The 14546-nt window shown below is 69.3% G+C and carries 12 protein-coding genes; 8 read left to right on the forward strand and 4 right to left on the reverse strand.

The window, feature by feature from the left end:
• Both VNT50_RS03765 and VNT50_RS03770 read left to right on the forward strand, forming a co-directional pair.
• On the forward strand, window positions 1-470 hold a 470-nt coding region (locus VNT50_RS03765), incomplete at its 5' end, for a methyltransferase domain-containing protein (RefSeq protein ID WP_325483764.1).
• Window positions 467-1639 (forward strand): FAD-dependent oxidoreductase, encoded by a 1173-nt coding sequence (locus VNT50_RS03770; protein WP_325483765.1) that lies wholly within the window; start codon window positions 467-469, stop codon window positions 1637-1639. The genes VNT50_RS03765 and VNT50_RS03770, both read left to right, overlap by 4 nt.
• A gap of 31 nt (window positions 1640-1670) precedes the next feature.
• Here the strand turns inward: VNT50_RS03770 and VNT50_RS03775 are convergent, their stop codons facing one another.
• Window positions 1671-2222 (reverse strand): hypothetical protein, encoded by a 552-nt coding sequence (locus VNT50_RS03775; RefSeq protein WP_325483766.1) that lies wholly within the window; start codon window positions 2220-2222, stop codon window positions 1671-1673.
• A 23-nt stretch (window positions 2223-2245) separates the two neighbouring features.
• On the reverse strand, window positions 2246-4780 hold the full coding sequence (locus VNT50_RS03780; RefSeq protein WP_325483767.1) for a LuxR C-terminal-related transcriptional regulator: 2535 nt from the start codon (window positions 4778-4780) through the stop codon (window positions 2246-2248).
• A gap of 816 nt (window positions 4781-5596) precedes the next feature.
• Here VNT50_RS03780 and VNT50_RS03785 point away from each other — a divergent pair.
• From VNT50_RS03785 to VNT50_RS03810, 6 genes are all read left to right on the forward strand, one after another.
• Window positions 5597-6601 carry an SIS domain-containing protein gene (locus tag VNT50_RS03785; protein WP_325483768.1) on the forward strand — a complete coding sequence of 335 codons (1005 nt, stop codon included), beginning with the start codon at window positions 5597-5599 and terminating at the stop codon, window positions 6599-6601.
• Between the two features lie 19 nt (window positions 6602-6620).
• Window positions 6621-7904 carry an ABC transporter substrate-binding protein gene (locus tag VNT50_RS03790; protein WP_325483769.1) on the forward strand — a complete coding sequence of 428 codons (1284 nt, stop codon included), beginning with the start codon at window positions 6621-6623 and terminating at the stop codon, window positions 7902-7904.
• A gap of 99 nt (window positions 7905-8003) precedes the next feature.
• Window positions 8004-8882, forward strand: coding sequence for a carbohydrate ABC transporter permease (locus tag VNT50_RS03795; RefSeq protein WP_325483770.1), 879 nt, complete (start codon window positions 8004-8006; stop codon window positions 8880-8882).
• Between the two features lies 1 nt (window position 8883).
• The gene (locus VNT50_RS03800; RefSeq protein WP_325483771.1) at window positions 8884-9843 is read left to right on the forward strand and encodes a carbohydrate ABC transporter permease; all 960 of its coding nucleotides are present in this window, start codon (window positions 8884-8886) and stop codon (window positions 9841-9843) included.
• Window positions 9844-9846: 3 nt separating this feature from the next.
• Window positions 9847-10758 carry a PfkB family carbohydrate kinase gene (locus VNT50_RS03805; RefSeq protein WP_325483772.1) on the forward strand — a complete coding sequence of 304 codons (912 nt, stop codon included), beginning with the start codon at window positions 9847-9849 and terminating at the stop codon, window positions 10756-10758.
• 10 nt (window positions 10759-10768) lie between these two features.
• Complete coding sequence (locus tag VNT50_RS03810; protein ID WP_325483773.1) at window positions 10769-11488, forward strand: GntR family transcriptional regulator; 720 nt, start codon at window positions 10769-10771, stop codon at window positions 11486-11488.
• A 30-nt stretch (window positions 11489-11518) separates the two neighbouring features.
• Here the strand turns inward: VNT50_RS03810 and VNT50_RS03815 are convergent, their stop codons facing one another.
• Complete coding sequence (locus VNT50_RS03815) at window positions 11519-12352, reverse strand: UbiA family prenyltransferase (protein WP_325483774.1); 834 nt, start codon at window positions 12350-12352, stop codon at window positions 11519-11521.
• Between the two features lie 47 nt (window positions 12353-12399).
• The coding region (locus tag VNT50_RS03820; RefSeq protein ID WP_325483775.1) for an ATP-dependent Clp protease ATP-binding subunit at window positions 12400-14546 on the reverse strand (2147 nt) is incomplete at its 5' end.

Here is a 14546-nt window from a genome sequence, read left to right on the forward strand (position 1 = left end):
GCCGCCTGGTCGCCCGCGCCCGCGCCGACGGGTTCGCGGTCGAGGGTGTCGGCATCGACCCCGATGAGCGCGGGCTCGCGGTCGCGCGCGCAACGCCGGTCGACGGCATCCGCTATCGCGCCGCACTGAGCGCGGAGCTCGTGTCCGAGGGGGAGCGATTCGACGTCGTGGTGTCGAACCACCTGCTGCATCACCTGAGCGCCGCCCAGCTCGACGGGCTCGCGGCCGACTCGAGCGCCCTCGCGTCGCGGATCGCCCTGCACTCCGACATCGCACGCGGCCGGATGGCATATGGCGCGTACGCCGTCGGTGTCACCCCTTTCGCGCCCGGGTCGTTCCTCCGCACGGACGGGCTGCGCAGCATCCGCCGCAGCTATACGGCGGGTGAGCTGCGCGACGCTCTTCCCGGGGGTTGGAGCGTCGCCACGCCCGCGCCGTTCCGGCTGATCGCGCACTGGCAGGCGTCGTGAGCGGCCCCGACCACGACGCGATCGTCGTCGGTGCGGGGCCCGCCGGCCTGTTGATCGCTGCGGAGCTCACCCGGCGCGGCCTCGATGTCGCGCTCTTCGAGCGGCGCGCTTCGCCCGGAGGCGGCTCACGGGCGATCGGGGTGCACGCGCCCGTGCTCGCCGCGCTCGAGGCCTCGGGTGCCACCGACCGCATCCTCGAGCGCGCCGTGCGGATCCCTTGCGGCCTCGCCCGCACGCGGCGGGGGATCGTGGGCGAGGTGCGCTTCGACCGGCTCCTCCTGCGCTTTCCGTTCGTGGCCACCGTGCCGCAGGCCGTCACCGAGGCAGCCGTCGCCGAAGGCGGGCCGACGCCGCGGCGGGGCGCGGCGGTGGTCGCGGTCACCGACGCCGGCGCGCACGTCGAGGTCACGACCGCCGCGGGATCCCACACGGCGAGGCTCGTCGTCGTGGGCGCGGGCTCCGGCGCACGAAGCCTCACCGAGGCGACCAGCGACATCCGCGTGCACACCTACCGCGACCGGTACCTGATGGCAGACGTGGCGGATGCCGGGACCGACGACATCGCGAACACGGCCGTCGTGCACCTCGACGCGGCGGGCGTGCTCGAATCCTTCCCCCTGCCCGGCGGCGGGCGGCGGCTCGTCGCATGGGACCGCTTCGCGCCCCGCGGCGCCCTCGACCGCGGCGGCTGGAGCGAGGATCCTTCCGACGTCGCGCGCCTGCGCGACGCGGTCATCCGGCGGACGGGCGACGAGCGCATCGCGGCGCGGATCGATCGCGTCTCGGCGTTCGGCGTGCGCCGGGCGGTCGCGAATCGGATGCGGCGAGGCCGCGTGTTCGCGATCGGCGACGCCGCACACGAAGTGAGTCCCATCGGCGGGCAGGGGATGAATCTGGGGCTGCTGGATGCCGCGACCCTCGCGCCGCTCCTCGCCGAGTGGGCTCGCACCGGCGGCGAGCCGCGGGACGGGCTCGCGGTCTGGGAGAAGCACCGGATCGCCTCAGCCCGCACGGCCGCGCGGCTCGCCGGCCTGAACACGTCGCTCGGGCGCTCGCGAGGGGCGGTGGCCCACCGGGCGGCGATGGGGTTGCTTCGCCTCGCGCTCGCGGGACCTTTCGCGGGGATCCCGGCGCGGGCCTATGCGATGGGCCTGGACCGAGACGCTTGACCCGGCCCGCAGCGCTACTGTGCGCCCCCGGCTAGACCGACCCCGTGCCCTGCAGGCCCGCACGCGTCAGCCGCCGGGCGGTGACGGCCGCCAGGGCGACGGCGGCGAGCTCGCCCGCAAGTCGACCCGCCAGGGTCGCGACGAGCACCGGCGGGGACAGGTGCTCGCTGGAGAACACCGGCAGCGACACGGCGAACAGCACTACCGCGGCCGCGACCCCGCCGAGGGTCAGCCTCCCCCACCCGATCGGGCTGATGCTGCGCGGGCGCCGCCACGGACCACGCCACGGCAGCGCGGCGTCGAAGGCCGCACCCGCCAATGCGAGCGGCACGATCACGAGTGCACCCAGAGGGGTGATCGCGGCCGCGAGGATGCCGGTGATCAATCCCGTGATCGTCGCGGCGCCCGTGACCCCGGTCACGAGACGCGCGAGGAACGGCAGGAGGCTGTGGACGCCGGCGATCACCGCATATGCCGGGGGTGCCACGGGCGCCAGGGCAATGGTGACCGGCGCCACCGCCGCGAAGAGGAGCGACTGCAGAGCGCCGAACGCGGCGCAGATCAGAATGACCCGCGTGGGCATCTGCCGACGCGGCGGGGGCGGCGTCACGGCGGGTCCGAGAGCAGTCGCTTCGCCACCGCGACGGCGATGGCCTCGTCGCGTCCGGTGACGCCGAGTTTGCGGTAGATGCTCTTCAGCTGGGTTTTCACGGTGTTCGGCGAGACCGAGAGCTGCGCGGCGATGGCGCTCACGGGAACGCCTGACGCGAGCGCGCGCAGAACGACACGCTCGCGGGTGCTCAAATCCGGTGGAGGCGTGCGGTCCGTGAGCGCGGACTGCACGGATCGCAGCTCGGAGGCTTCTTCGGGGAACAGCTCGCGGAGCGCGTGGATGTCGGCCGGCGGGAGGAAGGTGAGCGGCAGTCGCAGCTGGCGGTCGAGAAGCTGGGCTGCCAGCGCTCGGGTCTCCCCTTCCGCCGCGGACGCTCCGCCGGTCCGATGGAGTGCGGCGGCCCGCAGTGCGGCGGCGGCCGCCCGCAGCCGGGGCGTCGTGGGTGCGATTCGCGTCTGCGACAGTATCCGGACGGTGTCGCCGGGGCGATCCTCGACGAGGGCGACGCGGGCCCGCTCCACGACCGTCTCGAACCTGTCCTCGGGGGCGTCCCTGTGCAGCACGGCCTTCGCCGTGTGCGTGTCGCCGAGCGCGAGGTGGAGGAGCACGCGCACCCTCGTCAGCGCTCGCCGTGATGCGGCATTGTGCCCTTCCCGGCCGCGCAACAGGACGAACGACTCCAGGCGAGCGAGCCCGGCAGCTGCCCGGCCGGCGCGAAGAGCGACGAGCGCCTCCACCGTCGCCATCGCGAGCCAGTGCTCGCTCGTCGCCCTGTGCGGACCGAAGACCTCGATATGCTCGGCGGCCCGTACCGGATCCGACTCCTCGAGTGCGATGAGTGCTTCGGCGACGCGATAGAAGGTTCCCTGGTAGCCGTCGAGACGCTCCTTCGGCCACCTCCGCCTGCGAATGAGATCGACGTAGTAGCGGGCTTCGGGGATGTCACCTTCGAGTGCGTGGATGCCGCCGAGCATCGCCAGGCTCGTCAGCCCGTGCTCCCGCTGTCCGGTCTCGGCGAGCGCGGCGCCGTAGATGAAGCACTCGATCGCTTGGCGCCGGTGCCCGCTGTAGTGCAGCGAGACACCGAGCTGGGCGCACAGCAGCGGCAGCTCGTCGGCGTACCAGGCCCTCTCGTCCTCGGGGATCGCCGTCAGGAGGCGCAGGGCCCGCATCGCGACGCTTCCGGCGCGATCCGACATCCCGATCAGACGAAGCGCGACGCTCTCGGACGTCCACACGAACAGCCGATCCGAATCGGTCATGTCGGGCCTCGGCGAGTTCGCCGCCGACACCGCGACGCGGAAGAGCTGCAGACCGCGCAGCCGCCGCACTCTGCGGCTGTTGTAGCAGAGGGCGAGCAGCATGACCAGCAGCGCGTGGTGTCGCAGCCTGGAAAGAGGTATCGCGCCCAGCAGATCGCACACCGCGGCACCATCGTTGGTGATCAGATGATGCCACGACGCGATGACCACGCGGCTCGCCAAGTCGAGGTCGTCCCATTCGACGGATTGCGTCAGGGCAGCGATCGGGCCGTCGGCGCGGAGCGCGTGTTCGACGAGCGTTCGTCGCAGCCGCGGCAGGTCATCCGCGTGGGTGCGCTCGAGCTCGCGGCGCAGCAGAACGTGGGCGAAGGGCGCGAAGCGGAACAACCGGCGCGAACCCTCGTCCGACCATGCACCGAACCCGAGGTGCTCGGCGCTGTCGAGGTGCCGCTCCACGCGAGGGTTTCCGGAGAGTTCGCGCGCGAGTGGCACATCGACCGCGTCGGCAAAGCCCACGAGCATGAGCGTGTCGAGCACCGCGGTGTCGTAGCCCGATCGCGCGACTCGAACCCGCATGTACTCCTCTACGGCGTCGACTGCGACATCGAGCAGCGATTCGCCGAGAGCGGGTGACCCGAGCCGGGCCATGGCGTGGATGACGGCGGCGAAGCCGTTGGTGATCGCCTGGACTTCGGTGGCCACAGCCGTCTCTACGCCCAGCGCTCGGCGGATTTCATCGTCGTCGAACATCAGGTGCGACGGCCCGACCAGCGTGCGGTCGATCAGCAGACCGACCGCGTCGCCGTCGAGCACGGTGCGGCGGTTGGCGGCGACGACGACGCGCAGAGACGCGACATCGGCGATGAGGCGGCACAGATCGAGGAGGGCATCGTGATGCAGGCTTGCGGCATCGTCGATCACGATCGTGAGGGGCGCGTCGAGCGACTCCAGCGAGGCACGAACCGCTGCCCACCCCGACAGCTCCGGCGCCTCCGGCTGACCGAGGCCCGCCCGGCTCAGTTGCCGGACCAGCGTGGCGGCGAGCTGCCCGCTCGTCGCGGTGTCGGCATCCACCGTCGTCCACACCACGGAGTTCGCGGTGTGTCGCACCCACTCGCGGATCGCCACGGTCTTTCCCGACCCGCATGCGCCACGCACGAGCGTGAGCGGGCCGCCGGTCTCAAGCGCCGCCGTCAGCCTCGGGCGCGAGATCACGTCGCCAGGGACGCGTGGGATGCCGACCTCGAGCCGCTGCACAGACCGCACTCAAACCCACTCCTTTCGCTTCCCGCCTCCTTACCCTAACCGGGCCCCGGCGAGGTGGTCCGAACCGCGCACGGACCACGTGGGCGGGCCGCGGGCGTGTCCGCCTAAGAGGGGACAGACAGCATGCGCTCGCTCTCCTATCGTGGGTATCGAGCTTCCGTGTGACCCTCGAGACCGTCCCCAGCGGTCGAGGAATTCCCGCGGTTAGCGATGGGCCCTCTCAAGTCATCCAGTCCCCAATGGAAGGCTCGAGAGGGCCCTTCTTCCATCGCAGGCGGAGTCGCCGGGGCAACGCGCCGGGCCGGCTCCAGCGGCGTCGGACTCGTGCGATGCGACGGTGGATCGACCTCTCCCGGGGAGTGCTGGGGACTGATCTCAACCCGGGAGAGGGCGTGTGTGGCGTCACGACGGGACGGGATCCGGCGTCGTGACGCGGACGCGCGACGCTGTGCGCGGGCGCCGGGAGTGCGACGGAAGACGCGCGGCCGCGGCGCACGAACCCCTCCGACGGGGTGATGCTACGCGGTCGTGCGGAGGTCCATCGTCACGCACACCGCGTGCGCAGATGAGGTGGTTCCCGCTGTTTCGCAACCGATCCCGCCCCTCGAGTCATCATGAACGGTGACGTCGACCGGGGTCCGGGGCAACTGACCTCAGGATACGTGTGCAACGACTCCCGGGCAAGGTGCCGGCTCGCCCACGCGGTGCCCGTGGGAGCCAGGCCAGGTGGCCGCGGCGCGAATCTTCATCTGGCACTTGCACAGACGATATAGAACGTTATATAACGAATCTAGACGTTCTAGTGAAAGGGTTACCGTGTCAGTCACCGTCGTATCCACCGAGACTTCCGTTATCGAAGAGCAGCTCGCCGCTGCCCGGGAGGCGATCGCCTCCCGGCCGCTCATCTCCCGTGTGGTCCTGACCGCCTGCGGGGGCTCGTACGCGGTCATGCTCCCCGCCGAGTACTTCTTCGGGACCGCCGCGAGGAAGCTCGAGGCGGTCGCCCTCAACGCCGCCGAGTTCACGTCGCGCGCTTCGAGCCGAGTTGATGCCGAGACCCTGGTCATCCTGTGCTCGCACTCGGGAACCACCCCGGAGACGGTGGAGGCCGCCGAGCTCGCACGCTCCCAGGGGGCGCTCACGGTCGCGTTCACGCACGAACTGGGCTCCCCGCTGGCGCGTGCTTCGGAGTATGTGATCGGCTACGAGCACGGCCCCGAGAAGAGTGAGTCGTATGTGGCTCCCGCGCTGCTGCTCCGGTTGATAGCGCGCGTGCTCGATGACCGGGAGAATGCCGAGTTCGTCACGCCGGTCGACCAAGCCATCGTGGCGTTGCAGTCGCTCGCGCCCGCGGCACGGGCGGCCCACGCAGATGCCGCCGACACCTGGGGCTTCTCGCACCGGCGCGAGCAGCTGATCTACACGATGGCGGCAGGCTCGAACTACGGCACCGCATACTCGTTCGCGATCTGCCTGCTTCAGGAGATGCAGTGGGTCCACTCCGCCGCCATTCACGCCGGCGAGTACTTCCATGGCCCGTTCGAGATCACCGACACCGATGTGCCGTTCATCGCACTCCTGGGCCTCGACGAAACCCGTCCCGTCGAGCAGCGCGCCGTCGACTTCCTCGTCAAGCACAGCGACCGCGCCCTGGTCATCGATGCGCAGTCCTTCGGGCTGGAGCGCGTCGCTCCGCTCGTGCGGGGACTGATCGCCCATCTCCTCTTCAACGTCGTTCTGCGCACCTACGCGGACGCCCTCGCGGATCACCGCGGTCACCCCCTCAGCGTGCGTCGCTACATGTGGCGCATGGAGTACTGAACCGAAAGGAATGCAGCACATGCGCCCACACGTCCGCACAGCCGGCGCCCTCCTCGCCCTCGCAGCGCTCGCGCTCTCGCTCGCCGCCTGCGCGGGTGGCGATGACGCCAGCTCGGATGAGGTCGTCGAGATCGACTTCTTCCACCGTTGGCCGAACGAACCCAAGAATGCGTACTTCACCGACCTGGTCGAGCGTTTCGAGAGCGAGAACCCCGACATCAAGGTAAACGTCGAAAGCGTGCTGAACGACGCGTACAAAGACAAGGTCAAGGTCGTCGCCGGATCGGACAACGCACCCGATGTCATGTTCTCGTGGAGCGGCTCGTTCATCGACGAACTCGTCGCCGGCGGCAATGTCATGAACCTCGACGAATGGCTCTCAGAGAACCCCGATGTCGCCGAGCGGTACTACGAGAGCCAGATGACGCCCTTCCAGATCGACGGCGCGCAGTACGCGTTGCCGGTGGGCATGCACGCGAAGCTGTTCTTCTATAACAAGGACGTCTTCGACGAGCTCGGGCTCGAAGTTCCCGCCACGTGGGACGAGTTCATCGACGTGCTCGACGCCATCCAGGAGTCGGGTCGCACGCCGATGGAATTCGGCGCGCAGGAGCAGTGGCCGATCGCGCACTACGTCGGCACGCTCAACCAGCGCGTGCTGGAGGCGGACGTGTTCGCTGGGGACCAAGTCGCGGCGGACGGAGAGTTCACCGATGCCGGTTACGTCGAGGCCCTCGAGCGCCTCGAAGAACTCGCCGCGTACATGAATCCCGATCTCACAGCCGTGACACATGAGGTGGCGCGCAACGCATGGATCGCTGGGGAGGCGCCGATCATGTACATGCAGGGTTCCGAGGTCGCGTACTTCGCGGACGCCGCCTTCGAATACGGAACCTTCAACTTCCCGTCGGTCGACGGGGGCGAGGGCGACCCGTTGCAGCTCACCGGGGCGCCGGAGGGCTTCGTCGTCGCCGCGAACACCGAGCACCCCGAGGAGTCCCTGCGATTCCTTGAGTTCATGCTCAACGAGGAGAACGGCATCGCGTACACCGAGCAGACCGGCGAGCTCAGCGCCGTCGTCGGCGCCGTCGAGAAGTCGGACTCGCCGCAGATCCTGAAGGACACCGCCGACAAGATCATCAACGCGTCGTCGATGACATCGTGGCTCGACAACGCCTACAACGCGCAGATCGTGCAGGCCTACCTCGCGGAGACGCAGTTGATGCTCAGCGGACAGCAGACCCCTGAGGGCGTCATGACCGCCGTCCAGGAGGCCGCCGCGCGCGTGCGCGACGCAAGCTGACCGACCGTGGGGCCGCCGCTCACAACCTGTGCCCGCGGCGGCCCCGCCACTCAACCTCCGCGCGAACCGCGGCCCACGACGAACGATAGGAGGGCGCGCATGATCGCCCGCACTCGCATCTTCAATGTGCTCTACGTCGTTCCCGCCCTCGTGCTCATCGGGCTGGTCGTCTACTACCCGCTGGTCGCGAACATCGGCTTCTCGTTCTTCCGCTTCTCCGCCGGGTCGGGAACGATGGAATTCGTCGGTCTCGACAATTTCGCGCGACTGCTCGGCGATCCGGTCATCGCCATAGCCCTCGGAAACAACACGCTCTACGCGGTCGTCTCGATCGCCTTCCAGGTGATCGGCGGCCTCATCGTCGCGGCCTGGCTCACGCACCTGCTCGGGCCGCGGATGGGCGCAATCCTCCGCAGCGTCTACTTCATACCGGCCGTCATCTCGATGACTGTCATCGCGCTCCTCTTCACCTTCGTCTTCGACGCGCGCGGTGGCCTGCTCAACGCCTTCCTCGACCTGATCGGCCTCGGCTCGCTCCAGACGGCCTGGCTTGCGAACGTCGACACCGCAATGGGCGCGGTCATCAGCGTCTCCCAGTGGCAGAGCATCGGCTACATCTGCATGCTCTACGTCGTCGCCCTCCAGCAGATCCCCGCCGACCTCTACGAGGCAGCGGCGATCGATGGCGCCGGGCGCATCCGGCAGTTCTGGCACATCACCGTGCCACAGGCGAAGGAGATGATCTTCGTCGCCATGATCCTCACGGTCTCCGGAGCATTCACGGTCTTCAACGAGCCCTACATCCTGACCCGCGGCGGTCCCGGCAACACCACGCAAGTGCTGGCGACCTACATGTACAACCAGGGCTTCTTCCAGAATCAGCTGGGCTATGCCTCGGCGATCGCGGCCCTCATCTTCGTGATCACGCTCGTGCTGTCGGTCATCCAGCTGGTGTCGTTCCGCACGGGAAAGGACTGACATGTCGGCATCCGATGTGCACGAGGCATCCGTCCGCTCATTGAACGACGCGCCCCGGCCGGTATCGCTCGACACGGTCGCGATGACGACGGCGCCCTCGGCCCGTCGCCGGATGCGCGGCACCCGCCGCCGTGTGCGGGGACGCACGACGGCGTGGAGCCTGCCCGTGTATGTCGTTCTCGGCGGGTACGCGATCGTGATCGCCTACCCCCTCTTCTGGATGGTGGTCTCGTCGTTCAAGGCGTCCACCGACATCTACGCCGACCCCTGGGGCCTCCCGACCACCTGGCTCGTCGGCAACTACGCGCAGGCATGGGAGCGCGGGATCTCGGACTACTTTCTCAACTCGCTCATCGTGACCGTGACCTCGACCGCCGCGACGGTGCTCGTCGCGGCGCTCTGCGCCTTCGGCATGGTGCGACTGCGAAATCGGCTCGCCGACCTCATCATGATCGTCATGATGGGCGGACTCGTCGTGGCGCCGCAAGTCAGCCTCATCCCGCTGTATCGCCTGCTCGACGCGATGGAGCTGCTGAACACCCACTGGGCGATGATCCTGCCGTACGTCGCGTTCCGCCTGCCGATGGCGGTGATCCTCATCAGATCGGTGTTCCTCGCCGTGCCGCAAGAGCTGGTCGATGCCGCGACGATCGACGGATGCCGCTCGCCGCAAGTGCTGCGGCACGTATACGTCCCCTTGAGCCGCTCCGTGCTGGTGACGGCTGCCGTGCTCACCGCGTACTTCGCCTGGAACGAGTTCCTCTTCGCGATCGTGTACGTCGACTCCGATGCGATCCGCACGATACCAGCGGGGCTCATGGCGTTTCGCGACGCGCTGTCGACTGATTGGGGTGTTCTGCTCGCGGGCCTCGTGATCGCCGCCCTACCGATCATCGTGGTGTTCGTCCTGCTGCAGAGGTACTTCGTCGCGGGCGTCGCCGCGGGCAGTGTGAAAGGCTGAACCGTGCGCACCTCCGCTCTTCTGCGCGACCGGCTCGCGCGCATCGCGAAGCCGTCGATCGTCGGCGTGGGCGATGATGTGCTGGACTGCTATCTGAACGAGGACCTCGCCTACCCCGGCGGCAACGCTCTCAACGTCTCGGTGTACAGTCGCCTCCTCTTCGATGGAATAGCGGGATTCGTGGGAATCGTGGGCGACGACAGGTTCGCGCAGCATCTGCTGGCGGTGCTCGACGAGGTGGGCGTCGATCACACGCGCGTCCGTCGGGCGGCCGGAGCGAACGGCATGGCGTTCGTCGCGCTCGACGACGACGGCGACCGCCGCTTCGTCGGGTCGAACCGCGGCGGCGTACAGGAAGGTCTGCGACTGCGCCTGACCGAGACCGACCTCGACTACCTTTCGGGTTTCGGCCGCGTCCACACTTCGGTCTACTCGGCGATCGAGCTGGAGCTGCCGCTGCTGCGGGCGCGCGGCATCCACGTTTCCTTCGACTTCTCGGATGACCCGCCGGCGAGCATCCTCGAACGCGTCGCACCCCACGTCGAGGTCGGCTTCTTCTCGGGCGGAGCCCTGAGCGACGCCGAAGTCGAGCGGCTGGGTCGTCGCGCCGTCGATGCGGGGATCGACACGGCGGTCGTCACTCTCGGCATACGGGGCTCGGCCGCATTCTCGAACGGCGCGCGGTCGGACGCCGGGGTCGTACCCGTGGAGGGCATCGACGCCCTCGGCGCCGGCGATGCGTTCATCGCCGGCTTCCTCGCCGCGACGGCGGCCGGGTCGGACCTGGACGAATGTCTCGAGATCGCCGCCGTGTCGGGCGCCCTCGCCTGCACGTATCGCGGAGCATTCGGCTACCCCGTCGAGGCAGGGGCCGATGCGCGCGCGCAGCTGATCCGCCGCTACGAAGCCGTCTAGGGTGGGGTCCATGGTGCAGCCGCTCGCAATGTCGCTCCACGAGCAGGTGCGCAACACGCTGCTGTTCGAGATCGAGACCGGCGCTTTCGGCGCCGGTCGCCTTCCCCCCGAGCCGGAACTCTGCGAACGCTTCGGGGTGAGTCGCATCACCGTGCGGCGCGCCGTGGCCGACCTGGCAGAGATGGGAATGGTGACGCGCCGACAGGGGCGCGGCACATTCGTGTCGGCACCGCGCTCGCCCGTCGGGACGATGGCCATGGGTGGGTTCTCCGACCACCTCAGCGGTGGCGGGGTCATGGCGAGGCGGATCATGCGGGCCGAGGTGCGAGAAGGGGATGCCGACATCGCCCGCGCCCTGCGGGTTGCGGAGGGCTCGCCGGTCTTCCGGCTCGTACGGGTGTTCTCCCTCGACGGGGTGCCTCTCTCCATCGATGACAGCAGCTATTCGCTCACTCGGTATCCCGGCTTCGATGCGCTGGTAGACGACACGACGTCCACCTACCAGTTGCTCCGCGAGCGGTACGGCGTGCACTTCCACGAAGTGGAGCGCCGCATCAGTGTGAGCTTCACGACCGAGCAGACGGCGGTGTGGCTTGACCGGCCCGAGCACGATGCACTCGTGCTGATCGAGAAGACCGCCACCGACCGCAGCGGTGACATCATCCACGTGTCGCGTGTCGAAACCGTGCCGAGCCGGCTCGAGCTCAAGGTGACCGCCAGCGAGGACTAGGGCCCGCTCCGGCCGAGCGGTGCCGGCCGCTCAGATACCGAGGTTCCCCGCGAGCACGAGCTGCGCCGCGAGGAGCAGCGCCGCGGCCATGACCAGACGGAACACCAAGCGCTCAGGGGGCCGGGTGAGCGCCGCCACCAGACCCCAGACCGCGACGCCCACGACCGCCGCGAAGAATCCCCACGACAGCACCGTCGGTGCGGCGGCGCCGGCCGAGCCGACGACCACGGCCGTCGCACCCGTGATGAGCGCGCCCGCCGCTACCCCGGCCGACGCGCGGCGACCGAGCCGATGCGGCAGGCCGCGCACGCCCGTGCGTGCGTCGTCTTCGAGGTCGGGCAGCACGTTCGAGAAGTGCACGGCGAGGCCCAGTGCAGCACCCGCGATCCACGCCCACGGCGGTGCGGCGTGGGGGTCGGGCAGTGCGAGCGGAGCGAGGGAGGGAAAGACCCCGAACCCGATGACGAAGCACGCGGCGGAGAAGACCGTCGACTTGAGCCACGCGTTGTAGGCCCATCCCGACCCGACGAAGATCGCGTGGGCGAGCGCCAGCTGCCAGCCGAGCAGGGCCGACAGCGCGAGGGCGCCGACCAGGGTCGACCATGCCGCGATCCAGGCGACGCGGGTCGGCGCATCGCCGCGGGCGAGGGGCTTGTCGGTGCGGCCGGAGATGCGATCTCGAGGCGCGTCGATCACGTCGTTCGAGATGCCGATCGACAGCTGCCCCAGCAGCACCGACGCGACGAGCACGGCGAGGCGCCCGGCATCCACCCCCACCGAGGCACCGAGCGCGAGGGCGAGAACGGTGACGACGACGGTGGGTCCCGGGTGGGAGGAGCGCCAGAGGGCCGCCGCGATGCGCATACCCAAGAGAGTAGGCCGCGAGCGTCCCTCCCACGGGGGCGTGCCGGTCAGTCCTCGAGGATCGCCTCGATGACGTCGTCGTCGTCCTCGACCTCGGGGGCCGGCCTGCCCTCGCTGACGAGGGTCAGCGAGGAGCCGTCGGCCGCGACATCCACCCGCACGACGTCGCCGTCGTGCACGTCGCTCGCCAGGATCGCCATCGCGAGGCGGTCCTGGATCTCGGACTGGATGAGGCGCCGCAGCGGACGCGCCCCGAAGAGCGGGTCGTACCCGCGCTCGGCGAGCCACCCGCGGGCGTCGGGGGTGACGGCGAGAGTGAGCCGGCGGTCGCGCAGGCGGCGCTGCAGCGCATCGACGGCGAGTTCGACGATCTGCGCGAGGTCGTCCTCGGTGAGGGCCTGGAAGATCACGATGTCATCGAGCCGGTTCACGAACTCGGGCTTGAAGGCCTGGCGCACGAGGCCCTGCACGGCCTCGCGCTTCTGCTCCACCGAGATCGTGGGGTCGATGAGGATGGGCGAACCGAGGTTCGACGTGAGCACCAGGATGACGTTGCGGAAGTCGACGGTGCGGCCCTGCCCGTCGGTCAGGCGGCCGTCATCCATCACCTGCAGCAGCACGTCGAAAACCTCGGGATGCGCCTTCTCGACCTCGTCGAGCAGCACGACGCTGTACGGGCGACGGCGCACCGCCTCGGTCAGCTGACCCCCCTGCTCGTACCCGATGTAGCCCGGAGGGGCACCGACCAGGCGCGAGACGGTGTGCTTCTCGCCGTACTCCGACATGTCGATGCGCACCATGGCGTGCTCGTCGTCGAAGAGGAACTCGGCGAGGGCCTTCGCGAGCTCGGTCTTTCCCACGCCCGTCGGGCCGAGGAACAGGAACGAACCCGTCGGGCGACCGGGGTCGCTGATGCCGGCCCGTGAGCGGCGCACCGCGTCGGACACCGCCTTGACGGCATCCTTCTGGCCGATGATGCGCTTGCCGAGCTCGGTCTCGAGGTGCAGCAGCTTCTCGGTCTCCCCCTGCAGCAGGCGGCCGACGGGGATGCCGGTCCACGCCGCGATAACGCTCGCGATGTCTTCGTCGGTGACCTGGTCGTTGACCATGCGACCCCCACCGGTTGCTGAGCTTGTCGAAGCATCGGCGCCCTCGGCCGCGACGAGGTCGCGCTCGAGGCCCGGGATCTCGGCGTAGAGCAGCCGCGAGGCCTTCTCGAGGTCGCCCTCGCGCTGAGCGCGCTCGGCCTCGACGCGGGCGGCGTCGAGACGCGTCTTCAGCTCGCCGACGCGGTTGAGCGACGCGCGCTCCCTCTCCCAGCGGGCCTGCAGGTCGGTGAGGCGCTCCTGCTCGGCGGCGAGGTCGGTGCGCAGCTTCGCCAGGCGCTCCTTCGAGGCGTCGTCCTTCTCCTTCTTGAGCGCGAGCTCCTCGAGCTTGAGGCGATCGACGTGGCGGCGCAGCTCGTCGATCTCGAGCGGCGCCGAGTCGATCTCCATGCGCAGCCTCGACGCGGCCTCGTCGATGAGGTCGATGGCCTTGTCGGGCAGCTGCCGGCTGGAGATGTAGCGGTTGCTGAGCGCGGCGGCGGCGACGAGGGCGGCATCGGCGATCGCGACCTTGTGGTGCGCTTCGTAGCGCTCCTTCAGCCCGCGGAGAATCGCGATCGTGTCCTCCACCGAGGGCTCCCCGACATAGACCTGCTGGAAGCGGCGCTCGAGCGCGGCATCCTTCTCGATGAACTCGCGGTACTCGTTGAGCGTCGTCGCGCCGATCATGCGGAGCTCGCCCCGCGCGAGCATCGGCTTGAGCATGTTGGATGCCGCGACCGACCCCTCGCCGCCGCCCGCGCCCATGAGCGTGTGCAGCTCGTCGATGAACGTGATCACGCGACCATCGGACTCGGTGATCTCCTTGAGCACGGCCTTTAGACGCTCCTCGAACTGGCCGCGGTACATTGCCCCCGCCACGAGCGCCGAGATGTCGAGAGTGATGAGCTGCTTGTCTTTGAGGCTCTCGGCGACGTCGCCCGCGACGATGCGCTGGGCGAGGCCCTCGACGACGGCGGTCTTGCCCACGCCGGGCTCGCCGATCAGCACGGGGTTGTTCTTGGTGCGGCGCGTGAGTACCTGACTGATGCGCCGGATCTCGGCGTCTCGCCCGATCACCGGGTCGAGCTTGCCGTGCTTGGCAATCT

Origin of the sequence: Microbacterium sp. (assembly GCF_035554235.1) — a bacterium.
GTDB lineage: Bacteria > Actinomycetota > Actinomycetes > Actinomycetales > Microbacteriaceae > Microbacterium.

Bases quoted from the DNA above. Each gene is read 5' to 3' on its own strand.
- VNT50_RS03775 (WP_325483766.1), bottom strand. From the start codon at position 2,222: ATGCCCACGCGGGTCATTCTGATCTGCGCCGCGTTCGGCGCTCTGCAG.
- VNT50_RS03790 (WP_325483769.1), top strand. From the start codon at position 6,621: ATGCGCCCACACGTCCGCACAGCCGGCGCCCTCCTCGCCCTCGCAGCG.
- VNT50_RS03795 (WP_325483770.1), top strand. From the start codon at position 8,004: ATGATCGCCCGCACTCGCATCTTCAATGTGCTCTACGTCGTTCCCGCC.
- VNT50_RS03800 (WP_325483771.1), top strand. From the start codon at position 8,884: ATGTCGGCATCCGATGTGCACGAGGCATCCGTCCGCTCATTGAACGAC.
- VNT50_RS03810 (WP_325483773.1), top strand. From the start codon at position 10,769: ATGGTGCAGCCGCTCGCAATGTCGCTCCACGAGCAGGTGCGCAACACG.
- VNT50_RS03815 (WP_325483774.1), bottom strand. From the start codon at position 12,352: ATGCGCATCGCGGCGGCCCTCTGGCGCTCCTCCCACCCGGGACCCACC.